The 24,855-nt window shown below is 41.2% G+C and carries 19 protein-coding genes, 1 tRNA gene and 1 pseudogene; 6 read left to right on the top strand and 15 right to left on the bottom strand.

All coding sequences use genetic code 11. From position 1 onward, the window contains the following. Positions 1–209 precede the first annotated feature (209 nt). Positions 210–1,349, top strand: coding sequence for a homocitrate synthase (gene nifV / locus ACM0OW_RS01605; protein WP_414548276.1), 1,140 nt, complete (start codon positions 210–212; stop codon positions 1,347–1,349). Positions 1,350–1,430: 81 nt separating this feature from the next. On the opposite strand, the gene ACM0OW_RS01600 is transcribed toward nifV, so the two are convergent. From ACM0OW_RS01600 to ACM0OW_RS01590, 3 genes are all read right to left on the bottom strand, one after another. Then, positions 1,431–2,972, bottom strand: a complete 1,542-nt coding sequence (locus ACM0OW_RS01600) for an FAD-binding oxidoreductase (RefSeq protein WP_414548275.1) — start codon at positions 2,970–2,972, stop codon at positions 1,431–1,433. A 245-nt stretch (positions 2,973–3,217) separates the two neighbouring features. Then, a tRNA-Phe gene (locus ACM0OW_RS01595) sits at positions 3,218–3,290 on the bottom strand. Between the two features lie 76 nt (positions 3,291–3,366). Next, positions 3,367–4,221 (bottom strand): metal ABC transporter permease, encoded by an 855-nt coding sequence (locus ACM0OW_RS01590; RefSeq protein WP_414548274.1) that lies wholly within the window; start codon positions 4,219–4,221, stop codon positions 3,367–3,369. Positions 4,222–4,485: 264 nt separating this feature from the next. Here ACM0OW_RS01590 and ACM0OW_RS01585 point away from each other — a divergent pair, with 264 nt between their 5' ends. Continuing rightward, entirely contained in the window at positions 4,486–4,752 is a 267-nt protein-coding gene (locus ACM0OW_RS01585) for an ArsR/SmtB family transcription factor (protein ID WP_414548434.1), read from the top strand. 72 nt (positions 4,753–4,824) lie between these two features. Here ACM0OW_RS01585 and ACM0OW_RS01580 read toward each other — a convergent pair whose 3' ends face one another. Together ACM0OW_RS01580 and ACM0OW_RS01575 are read right to left on the bottom strand one after the other, a co-directional pair. After that, entirely contained in the window at positions 4,825–5,595 is a 771-nt protein-coding gene (locus tag ACM0OW_RS01580) for a metal ABC transporter ATP-binding protein (protein WP_414548273.1), read from the bottom strand. A gap of 86 nt (positions 5,596–5,681) precedes the next feature. After that, a complete protein-coding gene (locus ACM0OW_RS01575) occupies positions 5,682–6,713 on the bottom strand; it encodes a metal ABC transporter solute-binding protein, Zn/Mn family (RefSeq protein WP_414548272.1) in 1,032 nt (343 codons plus the stop codon). Between the two features lie 316 nt (positions 6,714–7,029). On the opposite strand from ACM0OW_RS01575, the gene ACM0OW_RS01570 reads away from it, so the two are divergent. Together ACM0OW_RS01570 and glgB are read left to right on the top strand one after the other, a co-directional pair. Then, a complete protein-coding gene (locus ACM0OW_RS01570; RefSeq protein WP_414548433.1) occupies positions 7,030–8,607 on the top strand; it encodes an iron uptake porin in 1,578 nt (525 codons plus the stop codon). Between the two features lie 375 nt (positions 8,608–8,982). Beyond that, the gene (gene glgB / locus ACM0OW_RS01565; RefSeq protein WP_414548271.1) at positions 8,983–11,274 is read left to right on the top strand and encodes a 1,4-alpha-glucan branching enzyme; all 2,292 of its coding nucleotides are present in this window, start codon (positions 8,983–8,985) and stop codon (positions 11,272–11,274) included. A 36-nt stretch (positions 11,275–11,310) separates the two neighbouring features. On the opposite strand, the gene ACM0OW_RS01560 is transcribed toward glgB, so the two are convergent. From ACM0OW_RS01560 to tpiA, 3 genes are all read right to left on the bottom strand, one after another. Next, positions 11,311–11,436, bottom strand: a complete 126-nt coding sequence (locus ACM0OW_RS01560) for a hypothetical protein (RefSeq protein ID WP_414548270.1) — start codon at positions 11,434–11,436, stop codon at positions 11,311–11,313. Between the two features lie 375 nt (positions 11,437–11,811). Then, positions 11,812–12,669, bottom strand: a complete 858-nt coding sequence (folP, locus tag ACM0OW_RS01555; protein WP_414548269.1) for a dihydropteroate synthase — start codon at positions 12,667–12,669, stop codon at positions 11,812–11,814. Positions 12,670–12,740: 71 nt separating this feature from the next. Further along, positions 12,741–13,466, bottom strand: a complete 726-nt coding sequence (tpiA, locus tag ACM0OW_RS01550) for a triose-phosphate isomerase (RefSeq protein WP_414548432.1) — start codon at positions 13,464–13,466, stop codon at positions 12,741–12,743. Positions 13,467–13,645: 179 nt separating this feature from the next. On the opposite strand from tpiA, the gene ACM0OW_RS01545 reads away from it, so the two are divergent. Next, entirely contained in the window at positions 13,646–15,106 is a 1,461-nt protein-coding gene (locus ACM0OW_RS01545; protein ID WP_414548268.1) for a GTP-binding protein, read from the top strand. A 113-nt stretch (positions 15,107–15,219) separates the two neighbouring features. Here the strand turns inward: ACM0OW_RS01545 and ACM0OW_RS01540 are convergent, their stop codons facing one another. Further along, positions 15,220–16,872 (bottom strand): mechanosensitive ion channel, encoded by a 1,653-nt coding sequence (locus ACM0OW_RS01540; protein ID WP_414548267.1) that lies wholly within the window; start codon positions 16,870–16,872, stop codon positions 15,220–15,222. A gap of 344 nt (positions 16,873–17,216) precedes the next feature. On the opposite strand from ACM0OW_RS01540, the gene ACM0OW_RS01535 reads away from it, so the two are divergent. Continuing rightward, a complete protein-coding gene (locus ACM0OW_RS01535) occupies positions 17,217–17,666 on the top strand; it encodes an SRPBCC family protein (protein WP_414548266.1) in 450 nt (149 codons plus the stop codon). A gap of 3 nt (positions 17,667–17,669) precedes the next feature. Here ACM0OW_RS01535 and ACM0OW_RS01530 read toward each other — a convergent pair whose 3' ends face one another. The 6 genes and pseudogenes from ACM0OW_RS01530 to ACM0OW_RS01505 all read right to left on the bottom strand — a co-directional run bounded on the left by ACM0OW_RS01530 (position 17,670) and on the right by ACM0OW_RS01505 (position 24,576). After that, positions 17,670–18,515, bottom strand: a complete 846-nt coding sequence (locus tag ACM0OW_RS01530; protein WP_414548265.1) for a SirB1 family protein — start codon at positions 18,513–18,515, stop codon at positions 17,670–17,672. Between the two features lie 111 nt (positions 18,516–18,626). Continuing rightward, positions 18,627–19,577 carry an ABC transporter substrate-binding protein gene (locus ACM0OW_RS01525; RefSeq protein WP_414548264.1) on the bottom strand — a complete coding sequence of 317 codons (951 nt, stop codon included), beginning with the start codon at positions 19,575–19,577 and terminating at the stop codon, positions 18,627–18,629. A 168-nt stretch (positions 19,578–19,745) separates the two neighbouring features. Further along, entirely contained in the window at positions 19,746–22,382 is a 2,637-nt protein-coding gene (locus ACM0OW_RS01520) for a TonB-dependent receptor domain-containing protein (protein ID WP_414548263.1), read from the bottom strand. A gap of 196 nt (positions 22,383–22,578) precedes the next feature. Further along, positions 22,579–23,571, bottom strand: coding sequence for a helix-turn-helix transcriptional regulator (locus ACM0OW_RS01515; protein WP_414548262.1), 993 nt, complete (start codon positions 23,569–23,571; stop codon positions 22,579–22,581). A 40-nt stretch (positions 23,572–23,611) separates the two neighbouring features. Beyond that, positions 23,612–23,725, bottom strand: a pseudogene (locus tag ACM0OW_RS01510) (Uma2 family endonuclease); the annotation flags it as partial. 8 nt (positions 23,726–23,733) lie between these two features. Further along, positions 23,734–24,576 (bottom strand): SPFH domain-containing protein, encoded by an 843-nt coding sequence (locus tag ACM0OW_RS01505; protein ID WP_414548261.1) that lies wholly within the window; start codon positions 24,574–24,576, stop codon positions 23,734–23,736. Positions 24,577–24,855 lie beyond the last annotated feature (279 nt).

Genomic DNA, 24,855 nt, shown 5'->3' with positions numbered 1-24,855 from the left:
TAATCAGGTGAGAACGTTAATTGCTTGAGATGCTAGAAAAAACTGGGTTTACTATACGGGTTTTTTAGGTAAATAAACCACAGGGTAGGGGCGCAAGAACTTGCGCCCCTATGACTTATTTAGTCTATATCTGGGGAAAAAATTGTAGTTTTACTTATTTATTGATAAAAACTTTGTATATTAATTATGATAACAGAGGCATTACGGTAATGGATCAAATTGTGATCAATGACACAACTTTGCGTGATGGTGAGCAAGCGGCTGGTGTTGCTTTTAACTTAAAAGAAAAAATAGCGATCGCGCAATTACTCGATGCCATTGGAGTCCATGAGTTAGAAATCGGGATTCCCGCAATGGGTGAAACAGAACAACACGCCATAAAAACAATAGTTGACTTAGGTTTACAAGCTGATCTTTTAGGTTGGAACCGTGCCGTAATTTCAGATATTCAAGCTTGTATAGATTGTGGTTTGCAGCGAGTGCATATATCTATACCTGTCTCTGCAATCCAAATTGCCGCTAAATTTCAGGGAAAATCGCAGGTAGTTTTAGACAAACTGCGTGATAGTATTAGCTTTGCCCTTGATCATGGACTGTTTGTGTCAGTAGGCGGAGAAGATTCTTCGAGAGCCGAGTCAAAATTTCTCTTAGATGTAGCGCTTTATGCTCAAGAATGTGGTGCATCAAGGTTTCGCTTTTGTGACACAGTAGGCATTCTGGAACCTTTTACAACTTACACACAAGTTAAACAATTGGTGACAGCATTATACATACCTGTAGAAATGCACACCCACAATGATTTTGGTTTAGCAACTGCTAACGCTCTAGCGGGAATGAAAGCGGGTGCGTTATCAGTAAATACAACAGTCAATGGTTTAGGCGAAAGAGCCGGAAATGCAGCTTTAGAAGAAATCGTCATGGCTCTCAAACGCATCCATAAGATTAATTTAGGTATTGATACTTCTCGCTTACTGGAAATTTCCCAACTTGTCGCATCAGCATCAGGGTATGATGTACATCCGTGGAAAGCCATAGTCGGCGAAAATAGTTTTGCTCACGAATCAGGTATCCATGCTCATGGTGTGCTGCAAAATCCTGATACTTACGAACCATTTGCACCGGAAGAAGTAGGAGGTGAGAGGCGTTTGGTGTTGGGTAAGCATTCGGGACGGCATTTATTATCTAATGTGCTGGCGCAGCATGGTATTTCTTTGAACCCAGAAGCCATGAAATCTGTTTTAGATGCTGTGCGACAAGCGTCTATGGATAACAAACGCAGTTTAACTACACAAGAACTTTTACATTTAGCTGAAACACACCATAGTAAAGTGCTGAGTGCTGAGTGCTGAGTGCTGAGTGAAAAAAGTTTCTTCTAGACGCGATAAATCGCGTCTCTACAAATTTGGAAATACAATCGGCGGATTTTGGGATTAAGCGTCAGCACCGGAACCATATTTCCAAGCGTCAACTAAACGATGCCAATAATATTGTTGCTCAATGGGCTGATTTTTTATCCATGTTTCTAATATGGGACTTAACTTAAATAAGGCTGTGTAAATCCCTAAATTACTGTAATGCACTAGCCAATCTAGTAAACTCAGTAAACCAACTTGGGGAATAATTTTGGCAATTAATCCTGGATGAAATAAACCAGTTTTTAACAGTGTTTGTGTCAGTCCCGAAAACTGCACCACATCTTGCAAAAATGGTTTTAATACTGGTGTCCCCAGTTGCTGCATTTCCTCAAATACAGCCTTGAGTAGTTGGTTAATTTGCTCTGGGGCAATTTTCTGATTTATCCCTACACTCATGGCTTTTTGAAACAACCAGGTAACAGTCAGATTTGGTTGATAGGGTTGCAACAGGGCTAAATTTTGGGCTGATAATTGATTGCTTTCCAGTGCTTCATTGATGCCGAATGTTAACCGCTTGAGGTGACGTACCATCGCCCCAAATCCGCCAAAACTCAAGGGAGATTGACTACCACTGCTGTCTCCCACTGTTAACAGGCGATTCCAAGGGGTTTTGATGGGACTTTGGCGGTAGGAAGGAAAGAAGCCAAACAGCGCTCGTTGAAATTGTAATTGGTTTAATTCTACACCCTGATATTCTGGTAGCAGTCGCAGATATTCTTCAAACAATGCAGCTAAAGTCAGGCGTTGTGGTTCTGCATCCATGTAGGTAAATAAGTAAGTCGTTCTCCCATCTTTAGCGGGGAAAGCTTCCCAAAAATATTGACATTGATTTTCTAAGGGTGTGAAAGAAAATAACAAGTCGCCAGAGGTGTTTTCGGGAAACCCTTGGGCGCAACTTCCCACTACTAAGCACAAAGCATCTGGTTTTTTACCTTGGCGGGCTTGGCGGGTAATGGGAGAAAAATTTCCCATTGCGTCGATTAATAATTTAGTTTTGTATTGGTTGTTAACTATCACTCCTTCTGGATGAATTATGGCTTCAGTGAAGGGTGTATTTTCTAACAACTTTCCCCCAGCAGCGAGAAATCGAGTTTTTAATGTCTCTAATAGATAAACTGGATCTACTCCAATATTTAAGACATCTTCTACCCATATTTCTGCACCACCAGCAAAACTGACTCGTGCTGGGTTATATTTAGTTGCGATCGCTTGCTCTAATTCTTCAATACTCAGCAAGTCTAATTCTACAAATACTTCTAATTCTGGGCGAGAAATATTCCATTCTTGTTCCCTCCCCCGTAAAATTCCCCGTTCCATTAACGCCACCCGCAGCCCTTTAACGGCTAAGGCGGAAGCGATTAAAATCCCTAAAGTCCCACCACAGACGATGACATCCCAATCTATAACGTCTAATGGTTGTTGACTTTCTTTAACTACTGTGGAAACTGGGGCGGTATTTTCTCTCAAAGATTCTAGCAGGCGATCGCCTTGACGCAAACCTGCCAGAACATCGCCTGGTAGTTGAGAGAGAATTTTTTCAGTTAAAGATGGGGACATATTCAGTTGATTCCAACAGACTATTATTAATTTTATATGCCAGTAACCGGACTTGAATCGATGACACGACGATTATCAGTCATCTGTTTTAATGGCTAAAACGATTGGTAATCAAGGATATTTATTTATATTCACAGTCAAAGTCAAGCTCAAAAATGTCAAAACTCCCACTTGAGAATTGCTAAATTCCAGTAGGAGTCATTGACATACCTTGTAAAATCAAGGTTTTCAGCTATTTATTGATATGCCAGGAACCGGACTTGAACCGGTGACACGAGGATTTTCAGTCCTCTGCTCTACCAACTGAGCTATCCCGGCTGGGGGCTTTTGTGACCCACGATTACTAAAGGTAGCACAAGAAAAATTGTTTGGCAAGAGGTTGAAGAAAAAAAGTTTATCCGGCTTGGAACTTCAACTTCACCGAAAAGAACACAGCGACAAAAAACAAGAACTGCACAAGCACAATACTAGGGCCTGATGGCAGATTAAAAAGACCCGAAACTATAATACCAGCAAAGCTTGTGGTCGAACCGATGATGATGGATAAGACCAAAAAACGGTTAAAGTGATGACTCATCAGCTTGGCTGTAGACGCGGGAATCACCAGAAAGGCATTGACTAGCAAAACACCGACGGCTGTAATCGCCACGGCAACGGCTAGGGAAAGTAAAATGATAAAGCTATAGCGATATAGTTGAACGGGAACACCTTGGACTTGAGCTACATCAGGGTTCAGGGTCAATAAAATTTGCTGTTGCAGGGTGGAAAATAAAAATATGCTACTTGCGATCAGCAAAATTAAGGTCAAAATTAAATCTGTACTATCGATAGCCAGAATATCGCCGAACAATACTCTCATTAAATTGCCACGATAACCCGGAACGAAGCTAGTCAGGATTACGCCAATACCTAATGCACCTGATAAGACTATACTCAGAACGCTATCACTCGCTAAATCAGTTTTATCGATGAAGTAGAGGACAACTACGCCAAAGACTAAGGTAAAAGGCAACAGCATCCAAGTTGGGTTTAACTGTAGTAATACACCTAAGACTACGCCGATTAAGGCTGCATGACCCACCGCATGGCTGAAAAAGGATAGCTGGCGCAATGTGGTAAAAGTACCCAGCAATCCCCCTAAAATTCCCATTAACACAGCACCTGCGATCGCACGCTGCATGAAAGGAAATTGTAACAAATTTACAAACTCAAAGTTAGTGGCGATCGCTAATGACTGGGTGTAGCTCATAACTAGTAAGTTGATTTGACAAACAAAGGATAAATACATAAGTCAAAATAATTCGTAATTGATCAGTCGTAATTCGTAGTTAGAATCAGTGGGGGCTTATACCCATTTAATTACGACTTACGACTTACGAATTAGTAATTATCTGAAATTTGAATTTAAACCTGGAAAATATTGAGTATAATTTAAGATAGATTACTATAGATAGATATTAATATTGTGCAACAATTAGCGGGTCAAGTTATCAGCACCGAAAAAGCTCAACAGATGGCAGAATTTTTTAGCTTTTTAGGAGATCCTAATCGCCTGCGAATTCTTTCTTTTTTGGCTAATAAAGAATTGTGTGTAAGTGATTTGGCAGCATTACTAAACATGAGTGAATCTGCTGTTTCCCATCAGTTGCGAAACTTGCGAGTCATGCGGTTAGTTGGCTATCGTAAGCAAGGACGTAATGTATTTTATCATCTCCACGATCATCATATTTTTCATCTTTATCAGGCTGTGGCTGAACATTTAGATGAACCTGTTGAATAAACAAATTTAAAATCAAAAGTAAAAAAATATGGCTTGTATCTTTTTACTTTTGAATGAAAGTTATCTCAAATTTTAATGGTGATGTTTGTAAGGACTGAATCCCAACCCATAAGTTGCTAACAGATTTTGGGGTGAAAGAGCAATTTCGGGTTGACCGGTGCAAACCACAGTTTGGTTAAAGCAAAGAACGCGATCGCAATGACGGCTTACCATGTCAATATCATGGGAAACCTGCAACACTGTCCAACCTTCTTCCCGCTTTAATTCATTTAACAAAGCATAAAAATCTGTTGTCCCTTGGACATCAACACCAGCAAAAGCTTCATCTAATACCAGAAGTTTCCGAGGAAGCACTAAACAATAAGCCAGCAAAACCCGCTTCAGTTGACCACCGCTAAGAGTTCCAATAGCTTGATGCTGGAGATGATAAGCATCTGTTCGCCGCAAAGCCTCTGCTATTGCTACTGATTTCCTCCGATCTTTTTTCCACAACTTAGAAAAAAACGAATTCTGATTTTTGCTTTCATTCGCCCATCCCAGTCCGACTAATTCGCCTACAGAAATGGGAAAACTGCGGTCAAAGATGAAATTTTGGGGCATATAACCCAATCGATGACGCAAATTTCCCAACTCGGTAATTGGGCGACCAAAGATTTCAATCTTACCCGCACTATGAGGAATTAAATTTAAAATTGCCTTCACCAAGGTACTTTTACCCGCACCATTGGGACCAACGATAGCTGTATTTGTTCCTGGTAGCAATTCAAAGGCTACATCTCGAACAGCTAAATAACTGCCTTGATATACATTTAATCCTTCAACTTTTAAAATAGGAGATGTCATTAATCCTGGATTATGGGTAATTAATTATTAATTAATCATGACATCAAGACCAACGATTATCAGGTATCGCTGTCTTGTCCATGCAATTATTTACACCCAGCCTCCAGAGTTTGTAAGTTATTCCTCATTGCTTGGAAGTAATACTGCGGATTCGTATCGCCGCCAGCAGTTTCTAAAGAATCCAAATTACGTACAGTTACATTCAAATCTTGAGCTAGGCTGGTTAATAATTTATTATCTACCCCTGGTTCACTAAATAAAGCTTTAGCGTCATATTTTTTCACAGCCTTGACAGCTGTTTGCACATCTGTCGGCGAAAGTTGGTCTTCAGGAAGTTGCACCACCGCCACTTGTTTGAGATTATAGCGTTGAGCTAGATATGGAAAGGCATCATGGAAGGTGATAAAGGTGCAGTTAGGCGTTTTCTGCAAAGTTTGCTGAAATTCTTGATTTAAATTGTCTAATTCTTGAATATAAGCCCCAGCATTCGCCTCATAAGTAGTTTTATTCACAGGATCAGCTGCAATTAATCCATCCCGAATATTTGCTACCTGCTGTTTGGCTAAAACTGGATCTAACCAAACGTGAGGATTTCCGTCAGCATGATCATGGCTGTGTCCGTGGCTATGTCCGTCTTCTGTTACTGTTTCATCAACTGGCGAAATTTTATCTAAGGTTTGAATACCTTTACTAGCATCAATTTGAACTAAATTAGGATTTTCGGCATTTTTTACAGTGCTGTCCAGAAATTCTTCTAATCCCAAACCATTTTTTACTAAAATAGCGGCTGTAGAAATCGCTTTGACATCATCCGGTTTTGATTGGTAATCATGCACGTCCGTAGTCGGTGGGACGAGAATTGATACATCTGCTGCGTCTCCAGCTACAGCCTTGGTAAACAGATATGTGGGCAGAATTGTGGCGACAACTTGAATTTTTTCGGCCGTTGCTGGAATCGCTGCTGCTTCCTGTGCTTGAGGTGTTTGTTCTGAAGTGTCTCCTACATCTGTGTTTGATTGGTTACAGCCAACAGCCACTGACAACGTAAGTAGAGCCATTAAGGACAGGACACCTTTTTTTTGTGTGCCTGTTCTGCGTTCTAAGAGATTCCAAATCACAGTCTTTCCCCTCCAAACTAATGATTACTCAGTTTTTCTTTTGAGAATCAAATTCATTCTATATTATAGAATAAGTCTCATTCTCACACAATACAGACCAGAAGTGTTTGTATAAAAAAACAGCGCCAATAATTATGGCACAAGATTATTACCTGAAAATATTTCTTCAGTCAGTCAGAAAAATCAGATTTTGACTAGTAAAATTAGGCAAATTCTTAAACTCCTGTTAATATCTTGAATAGACTTTTTGAGAAAATGTATTCTCGAAAACGCCCGCATTGAGTGCAATCAACCATTAATGAGTGTGAGAAAGGATATGCGAGAATTCTGGAAATACCTACTGTTTAGTCCAGTATTTGGCGGTAGTATGCTATTTTTTGGCGCTGCCGTGTATGCAGGGGAAATACCCACTACATCAGTAATAAATAATTCAGACATAAAAGCTGAAAATCTCACAAAAGAGCAGGTAATGGCGCAAGTTACCTCAGTTTCTCAGTTATCTGATGTGCAACCTACTGATTGGGCTTTTCAAGCATTACAATCTTTGGTAGAACGTTACGGTTGTATTGCAGGTTATCCAAATAGCACTTATCGCGGTAATCGGGCGCTGACTCGATATGAGTTTGCGGCTGGTTTGAATGCTTGTCTGGATCGGGTTAATGAGTTAATTGCTACTGCTACTAGCGATGCAGTGACACAACAGGATTTAGGCACATTACAAAGGCTGCAAGAAGAATTTTCCGCAGAACTTGCGACATTACGTGGTCGCGTGGATTCACTGGAAGCACGCACATCTGAATTGGAAGCAAATCAGTTTTCCACTACCACCAAACTGCAAGGGGAAGTAGTCGCAGTTATTAGTGATGTTTTGGGCGGTAATGAAGACATCACAGACAAGAATACCACCCTGGGAGCGAGAACACGGATTCAATTTGTCACCAGTTTTACAGGGAGAGACACCCTATTTACGAGAATCCAAGCTAATAATATTTTAAGCCCTAGCATTGGGACAAACGAGGGTAATTTTGCCTTCGCTGGTGAGGATGGAACCACCAATGCGAAGATAGATGCACTGTTTTACAAATTTCCCCTGGGTGCAAAAACAGAGGTAATTGCGATCGCCAATGCTGGTGCAGCAGACGACATCACTGATACAGTGAATCTATTTGATGGTGATGGTAGTACAGGTGCTTTGACTACCTTTGGTACGCGCAACCCCATTTATAACCAAATAGGTGGAGCAGGTTTGGGAATTACCCAGCAATTCGGCGATAAAATAGCACTGAACTTAGGCTATTTAAGTGGCACAGCGAATGATCCCTCACCGAATAATGGTTTGTTTAATGGTGCTTACGGTGCTTTAGCACAACTGACACTCAGACCAAGCGATCGCATTGCGGTAGGCTTAACTTACATCAATTCCTACAGACAGCCACTACTCACCGGTAGTACTAATGCGACCTTCCAAAGCTTATTAGCAGAAGAGAATCCGGCTTTTTCCAGCAACTCCTACGGTGTCCAAGCATCCATTGGACTCAGTGAAAAATTTGTCTTAGGTGGTTGGGCAGGATACACCAATAGCCGCAACTTGACAGGAAATGGCGGAAAAGCTGACATCTGGAATTATGCCGTTACCCTGGGCTTTCCCGACTTGGGTAAAAAAGGTAACTTAGCTGGGATTATTGCTGGTGTAGAACCTAGAGTCACAAGTTCCAGCATCCTCGGAGTAGAGAAAGATACAGATACGTCCTATCACTTAGAGGCTTTCTATCAGTATCAACTCACTGATAACATTAGCATTACCCCTGGGATCATCTGGTTGACATCTCCCAACCATAACGACAACAACGATGATGTTGTGATTGGTGCGCTCAGAACTAGATTTAGTTTCTAAACTTCTCAAAGTGCTGTAAAGCTTTCGAGTCATAGCTTCGCGTAGCGTAGAGCCTTCGCGGAGCTATGACCGTATTAACCCACTGGCTTTCAGGCTTTGAGCGCTCAACATTGCCCTAACATAACGCCCTACACCCCACCCCCAAAAGCCTTGTAAATAATAGATTTACCGTTATCTTAGTGCCATTCCCCCATACCCAGTTCCTCAGTCCCCATTGTGATGTACGATAACGGTGGCGACGAAATTACAAATAAATGTAACCAATATATTTAGAACCATAAACTTAGTTCTTTTTGAGCAAAACCAGGCTGTACTCAATCATGTCAGCAATGGCAGTATATCATTCAATTAATTTATTTAGATGTAGGTAGTTTCATGTCCATGACAACAATTGTCCCAGAACAGGTTGACCGTATAGTTGGAAATCAGCATCACGATCCCTTTGAAATACTAGGTTCTCATCTCATAGAGCAAGATGGCAAAAAAGTCTGGGCTGTACGAGCCTACCTGCCAAATGCCAGTGCAGCATGGGTAGTTCTACCTGAGCAACGTCAGGAATACCCAATGCTGACAGTACATAATCCGCATTTTTTTGAATGCACAATTGAAGTACCAGAACTGACAAACTACCAATTAAGGATCAAAGAAGGCGAACATGAGCGTGTAACTTATGATCCCTACGCCTTCCGTTCCCCCAATTTGACAGACTTTGACTTGCATTTGTTTTCCGAAGGCAATCATCACCGGATATACGAAAAAATGGGAGCGCATCCCACAGAAATCAACGGTGTAAAAGGTGTTTATTTTGCCGTTTGGGCCCCCAATGCTCGTAACGTTTCCTTGCTAGGAGATTTCAACCTCTGGGACGGACGTAAACACCAGATGCGAAAAGGTTCTACTGGGGTTTGGGAATTATTCATTCCTGAAATCGGAGTGGGAGAGCATTACAAATATGAAATTAAAAATTTTGAAGGGCATATTTACGAAAAATCAGATCCCTACGGTTTCCAGCAAGAACCCCGTCCGAAAACGGCATCAATTGTCACTGATTTAAATGCTTACACTTGGTCTGACGAAGACTGGATGGAAAAGCGTCGTCACACCGACCCCCTCACCCAACCAGTCTCGGTCTACGAAGTGCATTTAGGCTCTTGGTTACACGCTTCTAGTTCAGAACCCGCTAAACTGCCCAATGGTGAGACAGAACCTGTAGTTGTAGTTTCCGAACTCAAACCAGGCGCACGCTTCCTGACTTACAGAGAACTAGCAGACCGAATTATTCCCTACGTCAAAGAAATGGGATACACCCATTTGGAATTGCTACCCATTGCCGAACATCCTTTTGATGGGTCTTGGGGTTATCAAGTAACAGGATATTATGCCCCTACCTCACGGTTTGGGAGTGCCGAAGATTTCATGTATTTTGTTGACAAATGTCACCAAAATGATATAGGCGTAATTGTTGATTGGGTTCCCGGTCACTTTCCCAAAGATGGTCATGGTTTAGCCTTCTTTGATGGTAGTCACCTTTATGAACATTCCGACCCCCGCAAAGGCGAACACAAGGAATGGGGGACTTTAGTTTTCAACTACAATCGTCACGAAGTCAGGAATTTCCTGGTAGCAAACGCCCTGTTCTGGTTTGATAAATACCATATTGATGGAATTCGGGTGGATGCTGTCGCCTCAATGCTTTACCTTGACTATTGCCGCGAACCAGGAGAATGGTTAACTAACGAGTATGGTGGCAGAGAAAACCTAGAAGCAGCAGACTTCTTGCGCCAGGTAAATCATCATCTTTTCAGTTATTTTCCTGGTGTTCTCTCAATTGCCGAAGAATCCACTTCTTGGCCGATGGTATCTTGGCCTACCTATACAGGCGGATTAGGCTTTAACTTAAAGTGGAATATGGGTTGGATGCACGATATGCTCGATTACTTCAGCATGGACCCCTGGTTCCGCCAGTTCCACCAAAATAATATTACCTTTAGTATGTGGTACAACCACAGTGAGAACTTCATGCTGGCTTTGTCTCATGATGAAGTGGTACATGGCAAGAGTAACATCATCGGCAAAATGCCCGGTGATACATGGCAGAAGTTAGCAAATGTGCGTTGTTTATTTAGCTATATGTTCGCTCACCCAGGCAAGAAAACCATGTTTATGAGCATGGAATTTGGGCAATGGAGTGAGTGGAATGTTTGGGCAGACTTAGAGTGGCAATTATTACAGTATGAAGACCACCAACAATTAAAGCAGTTTTTCCAAGATATTAACCATCTTTATCGTTCTGAACCAGCTTTATATACTCAAGATTTTGCCCAAGATGGCTTTGAATGGATTGATTGTAGCGACAACCGTCATAGTGTGGTTTCCTTTGTCCGTTATGACAAGGATTCTGATGATTTCGTGATTGTAGTTTGCAATTTCACACCCCAACCCCATTCTCACTACCGTATTGGTGTACCGCAAGAAGGTTTTTATACCGAATTGTTTAATAGTGATGCCCGTCCCTATGGCGGCAGTAATATGGGCAATTTAGGTGGTAAATGGACGGATAACTGGTCATTACACAGTCGTCCTTATTCGTTGGATTTATGCCTGCCTCCTTTGGGTGTGTTGATGCTGAAGTTGGATAAACAGAAGACAGCCCAAGTCCTAGAATAATACTGGAGGAACACCAAAAACTAGGCGTTGCTGATTTCAAATATGAATTTGTTGGGCTACGCTAACACGCAAAGGCGCATCAGCGAAGCGTTCGCGTAGCGTGCTGTAAGCTTTAGCACGAAGTGCGTTAGGCGCAAAGGTACGAAGAAGAAGAAAGGTCATTTTGGCATTTCATACTTTGATTCAGCAACACCAAAAAATAAATTCCCCAAAAGTTGTAGGGTGTGTTGTCGCGTAGCGCAACGCACCATCTTCAATTATCGGTGCGTTATGGACGCTAGTCTATAACCTTAACGGGTGACAAGCCTAAAACAGTGAATTAGAAGTAGGTTGGGTTAAGCGCAGCGCAACCCAACCCTGCCATGCCAGTTATGTTGAATTTCTTTACGTCAACCTAACCTACAATTTTCTGCTGCACTCATAATGACAATTTAAAGTGTCTAGAAAGCTTGAAACCTTTGCGGAATATACTTGTGTGTACACGGTAAATTGTAGGGGAGAGGAATGGATGTGAGGTTTCCCAGATGCCGTAAAAAGTCAGATCATCTGAGACTCTTGTCGGAAGAGTGCATCAGCTACCAGTGACACATCACGCATTTCCTGAACATCGTGAACTCGGAGGATATCAGCACCCTGAGAAATAGCTGCACAACAAGCTGCGGCTGTTCCCCAGACTCGTGCTTTGGGATCTGGTTGGTTTAAAATGCGACCAATAAAACTTTTACGGGATGCTCCTAATAAAATAGGACAATTTAGCGCTTTCAACACAGGTAATCGGCGAAAAATTTCTAAATTCTGCTCATAGTTTTTCGCAAAACCGATTCCAGGATCAATAATAATTTTCCTTTGGTCAATGCCTACAGCTGTTGCTGCTAAAATTTGTGTGGCTAAAAAACTAGAAATATCTCTGATTAAATCCTGGTAATTAGTCATTTGCTGCATTGTTTGCGGCGTTCCCTGAATGTGCATCAAGACAATCGGCACATCTAAACTTGCTACTGTTGGCAGCATTTCTAAGTCAAATGTGCCACCAGAAATATCATTAATTATATCTGCTCCAGCTTCTATGGATGCTCTCGCTACAGAAGCTCTAGTAGTATCTACGGAGATGGGTACTGTAAGTTCTCGTCGGAGAACCTGTAAAATTGGCAGTACCCGATCCAGTTCCTCGGCAAGAGTTATTTGCTCTGCTCCTGGTCGAGTCGATTGACCACCCACATCGATGATGTCAGCACCAGCAGCGACCATTGCTTGTGCCTGTGCTAGAGCTGCCGCGCTATTATTAAACGCGCCACCATCGCTAAAACTATCTGGTGTAACATTTAAAACACCCATAAGATAAGTTCGCTGTCCCCACACAAAACAGCGTTCTCGAATGATTAACTTGCTGGACATAAATTAACAGTTTGAGTCATTGATACACGCATTCCCCGGCTCGGCCAGGGAAACAGCGTTGCATAATGAGATTACTTGTAGTTGACAATCCGAGCAAAACTTGCAGGTTCTAGACTGGCTCCCCCCACAAGAGCGCCATCAATTTCTGGTTGAGCCATAATTTCATCAATATTATTGGGCTTGACTGAGCCACCATATTGAATTGAAACATTGGGATTACTCAACTGACTCCGAATTAAGCCGATGACCCGATTAGCGTCTGTTGCTTCACAAGTGTCGCCAGTACCGATTGCCCAAATTGGTTCGTAGGCAATCACCAAATTATTCTGGTCTACATCTATGAGGTCTTTATCTAGCTGAGTGGTAATCAGTGATTCAGTTTCCCCAGCATCTCGTTGTTCTTTGGTTTCGCCTACACATAAAATTGGTGTGAGACCGTACCTTTGAGCCGCTTTGAGGCGGAGATTCACAGTTGCGTCTGTTTCACCAAAGTATTGCCGTCTTTCGCTATGACCGACAATTACAAAACGGACACCAAGTTCTGTCAACATAGGGCCAGAAATTTCACCGGTATAGGCTCCATTTTCTTCCCAATGAAGATTTTGCGCCCCTAACTGGATGAGGCTGCCGTGCAAACTCTTGGATAAAACGTTTAAGTTAGTGAAAGGAGGACACAAGACCACTTCTCGGTCTTCGGGTATTTCTTCCAAGTGAGGCAGAAACCCTTGTAAAAAATCCTGGGTTTCTGCCTGGGTTTTGAACATTTTCCAGTTACCGGCAATAACTATTTTTCGCACAGATGATTTAGTCAAGATTCTAACGCTACTAGATGCATTTTTCAGTTTAGGACGTTTTGTTAGTTATTAGTCATTAGTCATTGGTCATTGGTCATTAATTATTAGTCATTTGGAATTAAAAGTTACTATCTTATCTCCGTACCTGCCTCCTGTCCCCTATTCCCCATTCCTTAATTGATATGACTTCCACATTACCCTTGCCTGAACCTCATCCAAGCAACTCACCCAACTGGGAGGAAGAACTGGATAGTGCCATTTTCAGTTTTGACGATATTCAAACAGAACTTAACTATAAACAAGCACAAAGGGCGCTGCGAAGTTTAGTCACCAATCTTGACTTGACTCCCCAGGAAAAAAGCGGATTGGAAAATGAACTCGCTGATTTGGAAACTATGCTGGGTAAGTTGGACAGCATGGTGGTACAAATTGCTGCTTTTGGCATGGTAGGACGTGGGAAATCTTCCCTACTCAATGCCTTGGTGGGACAAACGGTGTTTGAAACTGGCCCCTTGCATGGTGTCACCCGTGATTCCCAAAGTGTTAACTGGAGTATTACTGAGGAAAGCATTGGTGAAAATGAACGAACTTTACGGGTAACTTTACCTGCTGGTGGTCAATCTCAGGTAGAACTAATTGACACTCCTGGATTAGATGAAGTAGATGGTGATACTCGTGCTGCTTTAGCCGAACAGGTAGCCAAGCAAGCAGATTTAATTTTGTTTGTGATTTCTGGGGACATGACCAAGATAGAACATGAAGCCCTCTCTCAGTTGCGGGAAGCTGGTAAGCCGATAATTCTGGTATTTAATAAAGTAGACCAGTATCCTGAAGCTGACAGGATGGCAATTTATCACAAAATCCGAGATGAACGAGTGAGGGAGTTACTCACTCCTCTGGAAATTGTCATGGCTGCGGCCTCACCATTGGTCAAAACGGCGATTATCCGCCCTGATGGTACTAGGGGGGTGCAGTTACGTAGCAGTACAGCCCAAGTTGAAGAATTGAAGCTGAAAATTTTGGAGGTTTTGCACCGTGAAGGTAAAGCTTTGGTTGCTCTGAATACTATGCTTTATGCGGATAATGTGAATGAGCAATTGGTTGAGAGAAAATTGACGATTCGTGAACAGAATGCTAATCAGTTGATTTGGAAGGCTGTGATGACTAAGGCTTTAGCGATCGCACTCAATCCGGTAACAGTGGTCGATATACTCAGTAGTATAGTCATTGATATTTCTCTGATTTTGGGTTTATCTAAACTCTATGGCATCCCTATGAGTGAAAGCGGGGCTGTGCAATTGTTACAAAAAATTGCTCTGAGTATGGGCGGTATCGGTTTTAGTGAGCTGCTGGCAAATTTAGGCTTGAGTGGATTAAAAACTTTGCTGGGTATCTCTGCATCAGCTACTGCTGGGGCTACCTTTGCTCCTTATGTCTCAGTGGCAATTACTCAAGCTGGGGTGGCTGGTGTTTCTTCTTATGGCATTGGACAAGTTACTAAAGTTTATTTAGCCAATGGCGCAACTTGGGGTGATGAAGGGCCAAAAGCCGTGATTGGTCGAATTTTGGCAAATCTAGATGAAAGTTCGATTTTGAATCGGATTAAAGAGGAATTGCAACAAAAGGTAAAATTGAGGAAGTGATGAATCTTCAAATATCTCAGAGGTACATAAGGGCGGGCAGGATGCCCACCCTACAAAATTGACGATGCTGTATTGGCTGCAATCTTGATGCTTATGGTTGCATTCTTTGAGATTTAACTCTTACTTTTAAAAGAATCCAGCCAATCTTGAACTTGTTCACGGGCTATATCACGGCTACCCAGACCAAAGGATAGGGCAATTGCAACGGCGATCGCACCTAACAACAGTCCAAAGGCTAAATTCACAATATCACTGGCAACGCCAATCTGTTGCAATGCCATTGCAGAGACTAGGGTAATAATGGCAATCCGTGCTACCTGTGCCAAAATTCGGGCTTGGCGGTCGCCGGAACTACTAATCAGTTGAAAGGCTAGGTTAGCTAAGAACAAACCAATGGCAAATATAATCAATCCTGCCAAAATCCGCCCCAAAATAATTAAAATTCCTGTCACCAGTTCTGTCAGGGCAGGGATATTGAGGATATTAACTGCGGCTACTGTGGCAAACAGCATAATTCCCACTAAAGCCACAATCCCGGCCATTTCTGATGGGGTGCGGCTGGCTGATCTTGGGGTTGCGTCTGCTTCTGAAGTTGCAGTTTGTCTACTTAGTGATGGTAGACCTAATACGGTGAAAATGTTGTTAAAGCCTACACTAGTGAGGATACTAGTCACCAACTCCGAGACAAACCGCCCTAAGAAAAAGGAGACAATTAAAATTGCTATGGCTGTAAAGATGGCGGGTAGAGTATTCAGCACCTGCTGCAACATGGCGATCGCAGGTAGAGAAATCGCCTCTATTCTCAAAGCATTTAGGGAGGCGATCGCGACAGGAATCAAAATCAAAATATAGACAATCGTGCCTATAATACTTGATAGAGATTGCATTCCTGAAGATAGGGAAAATCCCACACGACTGCCAATATGGTCAACTCCTGTGGTTGCGAGTAAGTTAGTAACAATTCGCCGCACTATATTAGCTATAAACCAGCCAACTGACGCAATTAACGCCGCCGCTAGGATATTAGGCAGAATTGAAAGAATGTCCGTAATTAAGGCTTGTACTGGTAATAGTGCCTGTCTCAGTGCCAGAGTATCCAAAATCGGCACGAGAAACAGTAAGAAGATAAACCAATACAGGGCATTACCAATGGTCTGACTCAAAGATAATGGGTTGAGATTAGCCGTATCGTTTTGGGTCTCTTGATTTAGACGCTCATCCAACCTGAGCGCTTGTAACCCTCGTACTGTAACAAGTTTGACGATTGTTGCTATTAACCAAGCGACTCCCAAAAGAATTCCCGCACCAACCAATTTGGGCAAAAAGCCAATCAATTGGTCAAGCAAATTATTTAGTGGTCGAGAGGCTACCTCTAGTTCTAGAGTTTGTAAAACCGCTACTACTGTGATTAAGATGATGCTCCAGAAGACTAAGCCAGAGATTAATTTCTCTATCTGGGGAACATCTTCACGACCTGTTATCCCCGCAGCAATCCGATTATCTATCTTAGTGTTATCGAGAATTTTTTTGGTGACTGCGCCCAGGATGGCCGCAATCAGCCAACCAACTAACAAAAGTGCCGCCGCCCCTAATAAACGGGGGGTAAACGCCACCAACTGTTCGACAATTCCTTGGACTTCAGTGATTCCTTCGTTAACTCTTTCTTGATCCAGTGGTAGGCTTGGCGATTGTGCCAAAAAATGTTGTAAGCTAATCGGCAAACCACTGTCTATCAACTGGTTTATACTTTGCCAAGTTGTGTTCATGGTTTTCCGGTATTAAGGTAAGATGTCTCCAAAAACACTTGTAATACTTATGGTATGGCTGGATATGAAACAATCTCAGCCCCAGTAAGTTCACTCATGTTGTGCTTATAATTTACCAGTAAATTGGCAGCAAAGCCATATATGCAGTTGATATCGAGGCTATTTTTTTTACTTGATAATTGATATTTTCGTTTTATTTAGCAATACCGCAGAAAATATCAGATTTTTAAGTGTTTATGACTAACTTTTTTATTTTTTTCTACACTCAAATCATTGACATCATGTCATAAAAATGATTCATTTTGCGATATTCTTAAGTACAGCAACAGCATCAGAAATGTAGAATGTCCCAAGCTTTTGAACAATCGATTCAAATTAATGCCACAGCTACAGTAGTGGAACGTTGTATTACCGATTTAACACTCATGCAACGATGGCTAAATCCCGCCTTGCGTTGCGAACCTGTGGGCGAAGTCTGGAGTACTGACATTGGTAGTCAAAGTCTGTTTGTGATTCAAATTCCTCTGGTTAAACCCACCCTAAAAAGTGTAGTTGTAGAACGGCAACCGGGTTTAGTTGTGTGGGAATTTCAAGGATTTTTTCAAGGGCGCGATCGCTGGGAATGTCAACCCAATGCACAGGGAACACTTTTAGTCAACCGCTTTGAGTTCGATATTCCTAACCCCATTGTCGGTTGGGGGTTCAATAACTTTGCTGCATCTTGGACTAAAACAGATATGCAAGCCCAACTGCGTCGCCTTAAAGGAGTTGCAGAATCATTAGTCAACAGTTAAGAGTTATTCGTTCCCCATTTCAGCTAGTAAGCGCCGAATTACCACTGCGTCCTCAGCATAAGGAACCTTGACTAGATATCTTTGCAAATCATCAGCAGCTTGGGGGTATTCACCAAGTTGATAATAGAGCAAACCGCGAACTGACAAGTCAGCGCTTGCGCTATCGCGCACTTCTAAAATCATCTCAGGAAACAGCAACAAAATTCGTTCCACTACAGCCAAACTTTTGGCTAAATTTTGTTGTTGAAGGTAAATATATTTTAAATTAGTCAACATCCTTGCCAAAAACTGGCGATTACTTACCGTGGCTAAAAACTCAGGTCTTAAACTCACAGGTTGCTGAAACATTTGAGACAATTGGTTTTCACAATCTTCTGCAAACATCACCTCACCCCGATTAAACGCATCCACAAAAATTTCCATATCAGGAATATCAGGCCGAATCAAAAAGTGTCCAGGCATTCCGACACCCACCATAGGGAAATCAATCCGGCGGGCAACTTCCAGATAAACCAGCGCCAAAGTAATCGGAATCCCCATGCGGCGGTCAATTACATCATTTAAAAAGCTATTACAGGGGTCATAATAGTCTGTTTGATTACCAGCAAACCCCAAATCAGTGTAGAGATATTGATTGAGAGTTTGAATAATTCGCAGAGGATATGATGAAGCCGGTAAGCATTCTTTAACTTCCTCCGCCATTGTATCAAGGGCGTTGAGGTATTCCGCAGTATCAAGATCAGGATATTCTTCCTGGGCAATATACAAAGCAGCCTTTGCCAAGTCAATCTGCTCATCAGGCTGTTGAATTTCCTGGTAAAAATATAATCGTGCTGAAGAGAAATTCATAAGTAAATTCTCAGTGGAGTTGAACTATTTCTCCTTGATCTCTTTTCCCCTGATTAACTCCAGTGTACACACAAATATTCAAATCTTGTCAAATTACTTAGTAATGTCTATTTATCTTTCTCCTCCTAAATATTTAAAGATATCATCTAAAACTCGATTAGCTCCAATAATTCCCCATGACGCAATCCATATATCGCTTGTAACTGGATAAACCCGATTTTCTTGTACAGCTTTTAAGCGAGACCACAAAGGATGATTAATAAATTGTTGCAACCTTGATTCATTATGTCCTCCTAGTATCAGAAAAATAGCATCACCACCGATTTGAGGAATTAATTCTAATGAAATATTTTCGTGATTTTTTGCTTTATCTTCAGATGCAGGACGAGATAAACCTATTTCCTGAATAATTGAGCCACCGAAAGAACGATTCATATAAATTCTAGTAAAATTTGCCCAAAAATTTACTAGAGACACTTTAGTATTGGCAAGATCATCACCCATTTTTTGACGTAAATTTCCTATTCTTTGGTCATAGTCTCGCAGTAGAGTTTCACCTTTTTCTGTTTCACCCACTGCTTCAGCAAATTTCATTAACCACTGCTGCCAATTAATATCACCATCTGCTAAAACTGTGGGTGCAATTTGGGATAATTGTTTATATAATTCAGCATCCCAATATAATCCTAAAATCAAGTCTGGTTTTAAAGATAAAATCTTTTCTAAACTGGGCTGACCATTAGTACCAATTTTCTCAATCCCCTCTGTTAAATTGTCTAAATATCCCAGAAATTTGTTATCGCCTAATGTTGTGGCTCCTATTGGTTTAATTCCTAAAGCCAAAACATTATCTAAGCCACCTAGTACAATTATGCGCTGGGGATGCAAAGGTACTTTTGTTTCACCCATAGCGTGTTTTACCACTCGCACTAGAGTTGTATCCACAGGCTTTAAATTCAAGTTTTGTGTATTATTCAATCCACAACTTATGACAATTAAACCTGTAATAACACTTAATAATAGCAGTTGAAATTTATGATAAAAATAAAATTTAATTTGCATGATCTATTATAAATTATTTGTAATTTGAGATTTCAAAATTTATCCTAACCTGACAAAACAGGGAAATAAAATTCCTACTCCTGCTCCCTCTCCTTACTAAGGAGAGGGTTGGGGTGAGGTTTCATTCGCTCACAATAACAACTATTCAACCGAACATGATATAATTATTTACCAGACAATTCTATAGCCAACGCTTAAGGTTCTACCTTTACCAGCATAATTAGCACTATCGAAAAATGGTGCAAAGTATTGTGAATAAACTGGGAAATATTGGTTATTAAATAGGTTTTGAATACCTATTTGTAGTTCTCCTTGACCTATTCTGATACTGCTGAGGTAATCTACTGTGACGTAGCTGCTAATTTTGCCATCTTCTACACCATCATTAAAAGCGCGATCGCGATTACCAGAATAAAGTAATTGTAGTCTGTTTCTCCAACTGGGGAGAGTTTGATTTTCTATGTAAGCTGTTAATTTCAAAGGTGGAACTGTAATACTATTCAGTGCTACAAAGTCACCATCATTATTAGCATCATTTTCACCTTCTATCCAAGTCGCTGTACCGCCCAAACTCCAACCTTGAGCCGGCTGAACATCAACAGCAGCTTCTATACCGTAAACTTTTTGAGGAGCGCGAGTAGTTTCTAGAAAATCAGTTTCAGGGTTAAAGTTAAAAGCCGAACCTAAGTCAGAATAGTTATAAAAACCAGCAAGGGATGCTTGGACATTATCCCATTGACCCCTCAAGCCAATTTCATAGTTATCTACTTTCTGTGGTTCTGTTAATTGCAAAGAGTTCAAAACATTGACTACACCTCCAGGGGGTCTGCGGAAAACACGACCCAAATCGGGAACAGAAAACCCTTGAGCAAAGTTACCAAAAACACTAATTTCGGGTGTAAATTTGTAGACAATTCCAGTATTAAAGACTGTAGAATTAAAACTGCGATCGCCACCTTGAATATCCTGACGGGGAAAGTCGGCGGTAACATAGTCGTCTAAACTTACACCTATATTCACATAACGCAAACCACCACTTAACCGCAGATTATCACTAACCTCCCATTGCAACTGACCAAATATACCCAGTTCCCTAAAGTCATATTCTGGAACAAAAACGCGCTCGTCAATTTTGCGAAAAATTCTACCCCCGGAAGCGTCAAATTCATCACCATCAAAAATATTAAACCTTTGAGAACTCTGCTCTTTCTGATAGTCAACACCCCAAAGTAAACTCACAGTTTTTTCAGAATTGAAGGGTGTTTCAACTTGCAATCGTCCTCCCAACTGTTCCGAATCCCCTTCTGATCCGGTAATTGCTCTTAAGCTACCATTGCGGTTATCACCAGGAATTCCCCCACCAAAACCATAATTACGATAGTAAGCTTGAGCCTGAAGTTTACTCTTTAAAATATTGTCATTACTGTAATTTAAGCTCAGTAAAGTATTGTTGATAAAACTCCCATCACTAACACCAATCACAGTTGTTCCTTCCGGTAGCCTGATAGCGCGAGATTTTTGAATTCCGGGAATGTCATCAATTGCTTCATCAGAAATAAAATCGCTATTTTGTCGCTGATTAAAATGGTTAAATGTAAACTGTAGACGTTGATCTGGCGATAATTCCACTCCTACCTTAGCCAAAGCGTTGATTTTTTCGCTGTCTTCATCACCTGAGAAATTGGCAATGCGATCGCCTTCTGCATCATAAAAACCCGCAGTTGTTACCAGAGAAAAACCCACAGTATAGTCAAATATGCCTTCTGTCCCAGATATTTGGTGCGATAGGTTATAGCCAAAACTATCTTCGGAACGAGTCAAAGAAGTATCTAAACCAATGTTTGTTGTGGAAGTTAGTCTTTGACCGCTTGGCCTCTTAGTAATAATGTTGACAACCCCACCAGTAGCTTGACCACCATAGATCGCATTAGGACCGCGAACCACCTCAATCCGTTCAATCGCACTGGGATCGATGGTTGTGAGTGCGGCGGGAATTGATTGCAAGTTAGCATTTTGGGGAACACCGTCAATTAAGACGGAAATATTACGACCTCGTAAAGTTTGCCCAAATGTATTACTACGATTAGTGGGTGAACCAAACCCAGGAACAGTTTTCGCCAAAATATCAGCTAAGTTGGTTGTCAACTTAGCTTGCTGTTCAATTTGCTGCCGTGTAATTACTGTTACAGAACGCGCCACATTCTGCACATCTTCTTCGGTGCGTGTTGCTGTCACCACTAGTTCAATTGATTGTTCAGTTTCCTCTGGGGGTTGTTCTGGCTGTTGTGATGTCTCTGGTGTTTGAGGTTGCTGTGTAGCGGTGACAACTGGTGTGAAGCTAAAAATTAGACCTTCAGGACTGTCAAACAACTCCACAGCTGGTAAACCCGCCTCACCTGCTACCGTCACCCGAATAGTATTCGCATCAAAATTAGTAACAGTTATTTCAGTAATCCCCTCAGCTGGCTTTGGGGAAAGGAATGTGGAAGCATCGCCACTGGGTAAACGCAATTGAGCATTGGGAATATCTACAATAAAGTTATTCTCAACATTGCGATTTACTAGTTGCAATTCTTCCCCAAGAGTTGTCTGTAAAATTACCTCCACACCTTGGTTAGTTGGACTCACCTGCACCCCATTCACAATAATTGGAGATTGAGGAGTTGAAGCTTGAGATACCAACTCTTCCACAGTATTTGCAGTCTTTTCTGCCTCAATCACAGGGGGAATTGCCCAAGCAGGTTTAGCTGTAGCCACTACCCCAGTTAACCAAAGTCCTGTTAATAATTGCAACTTTACAGACATATCTACTCATGCCACTTAAGAATCTCTTTCAAGAAGAATACAATAAATGGGCTGTGATTTAAAATACCTGTTCAGCTGCAAGACGGATTTTTTTCGGCGGTAGACGGATTTTTTTTAAACGCATTCGCCGTTAGGCGTTCCCGCAGAGTTAGGGGCGCGGAGGTTTAAGAAAGGAGGAGTTAAGGGTATTTTTTGGCTAGTGTTTCAGTCGATAGTATTTAGGATTTATCCCAAATCGTTTACGAAAAGCAGCTGCAAAACAACCGTGGTTTGCATAACCAACTGTACGTGCTACCTCTTGTATACTCATTTGTCTTTCTAGAAGCAGTTGACGAGACAATTCCATACGGTACTGATGCAAGTAACCAAAGGCTGTTGTCCCAAATACTTGATGAAAACCAATTTTTAATTTGTAATCATTTAATCCTACTTGACGCGCTAGTTCTATTAATGAGGGGGGATTATTAATATTTTTAATTAAAACTACTTTAGCTGCATGAATTCTCTCAATATCATCTTTTTTGAGAACATCTGATTTTGTCTTACTTTGACTTTTTTGTCTCAATTGTTCTAATTTGAGAGCAATTAATTCTAAACATTTACCTTCTAAATATATAAATTTCGTGATTCCCTGGAATGGACAGTTAATGATCTGCTCTAATGGCAGATACATTTCTGGAGCAATTATATTTGTTTCATAAAAGTCTTGTTTACTATTTCCTTCTATCAAATCTGTTAAAATTGTTGGTAAGTTTTTACTGTTATCAATAATAAAACTATTCAGTAAATTTGAACTTTTTAAGTGAATATCTACTTTCAACCTCCGCTTTTTAGCAAAGATTTTCCAATCTTCCATTTCAGATATTTCATCTGTATCAACCCAATCTAAAAAGCTTTGTCCACATTCTTTGCGAGAGTATGATCCTGACAAATTAAACCCAAATTCTATCTGCTCTTCTTCAATATCTTGAATATCTTCAGATTCAACATATAAATCATCATCAAATTCTTCATCAATAATCAGCAGACGCATTCCTCGTAACTGAATATGACGATGATATCCTCTGCCAAACTTTTGCGGACAGTAATTGATGAAATCAGCAGTATCAGACTCGTCTGGATATTGAGTGTTTTGGTTAACCTGTTGCCAAGTTCGTTTATACTCTGTTCGGGAAATTATATTTGCCATACTTTTCTATGAGAATGAGACCTATTAGATACATAATATTTCGAGGAACTCCCAATACAACAAAAAAGTCTGGCCCTTTAAAGTCTTTGTTCCTTACCTGCGCCAGACTGTAATAAACAAACATATTACCGCCGACAAACCCATCCTCTCGTTCTGCTCACCTTAGACATTACCGTTTTCAGTGTTTGTGCTAGGGACTTCCTGAACTATCGAATCAGCAATTAGTTGGTTATACACTTCATTGGTTTTACTAGGGTCTAAGAAGACAATTTTGGCATTATTACTCTCACCAAGTCTTTGGCTAGCCACGACATAATCTTGAGCCACGAGATACCTGAGAATTTCCCGACTTTCAGGGTGAGAACGTAAAGCTTCAGCAATTATCTGCATTGAGGTTTGAGTTCCTTGCGCTCTCTTAATTGCAGCGTCACGTTCCCCTTCTGCTTCAAAAGCCAACGCCCGTTTTTTGATTTCCGCAGCTCGCTCTTCTTCCATTGACTTTCGCACACTCTCAGGTGGTGTAATGCTCTGAATATCCAACCTGATAATTTGAACTCCCCAATCTTCTGTGGTTTGATTCAACTGAGTTAAAATGGCTGTGTCCATTTCTGCACGGGAAACATTGGTTTGTTCTACAGTGTTTTGGGCGATGATTTCCCGGAGTGTGGTTGTGGCTAGTTGTGTTAGAGAACCTTGAAGGTCATCAATCTCGTAAAAACTTTTAACAATATCTCTGATGCGCCAAAACAGAACAGCATCAACTTCTAGATAAATGTTATCTCTAGTGATCACATTTTGAGGTTTGATGTCTAAAAACTGCTCCCGTGTTGTATCCTCCATGACAATCTGATCGACCAAAGGAACAATAAAGTTGAGTCCTGGCGAAAGTTTGCGATGATACCGCCCCAAGCGTTCTACTAAGGCTTCATTACCTTGGTTAATTAGTTTTGCAGATCCTAGAGCGTAGCCTATGAGCGCTAAGACTATGGCAATAATTGGCTCCATATATTCTCCTATTCAGCTTTTGGGCAAATTTCATCTAAAAGGATATGGTACTACCTTAGCCATACATTTCAGTCTCATGTTTTGAGCCTGTAGTTTTATGAACATTAATCATGTGATCTATTCACAAGCTGCTTTCAGGCTGACAAGTCTTAAAGCAGCAGGATATTTTCGGCGAATGCAATGGTTATTCAAGCACCTTGATTACACGCTTACAAGGAGAAATTATGTGATTAAATTTACGATAGTCATGTTAGCACTTTTGACTCTGACCTTCAATTA

The organism is Anabaena sp. CCY 0017, from assembly GCF_963920885.1.
GTDB lineage: Bacteria > Cyanobacteriota > Cyanobacteriia > Cyanobacteriales > Nostocaceae > Nodularia.
This window is presented reverse-complemented; position numbering and strand designations above follow the sequence as displayed.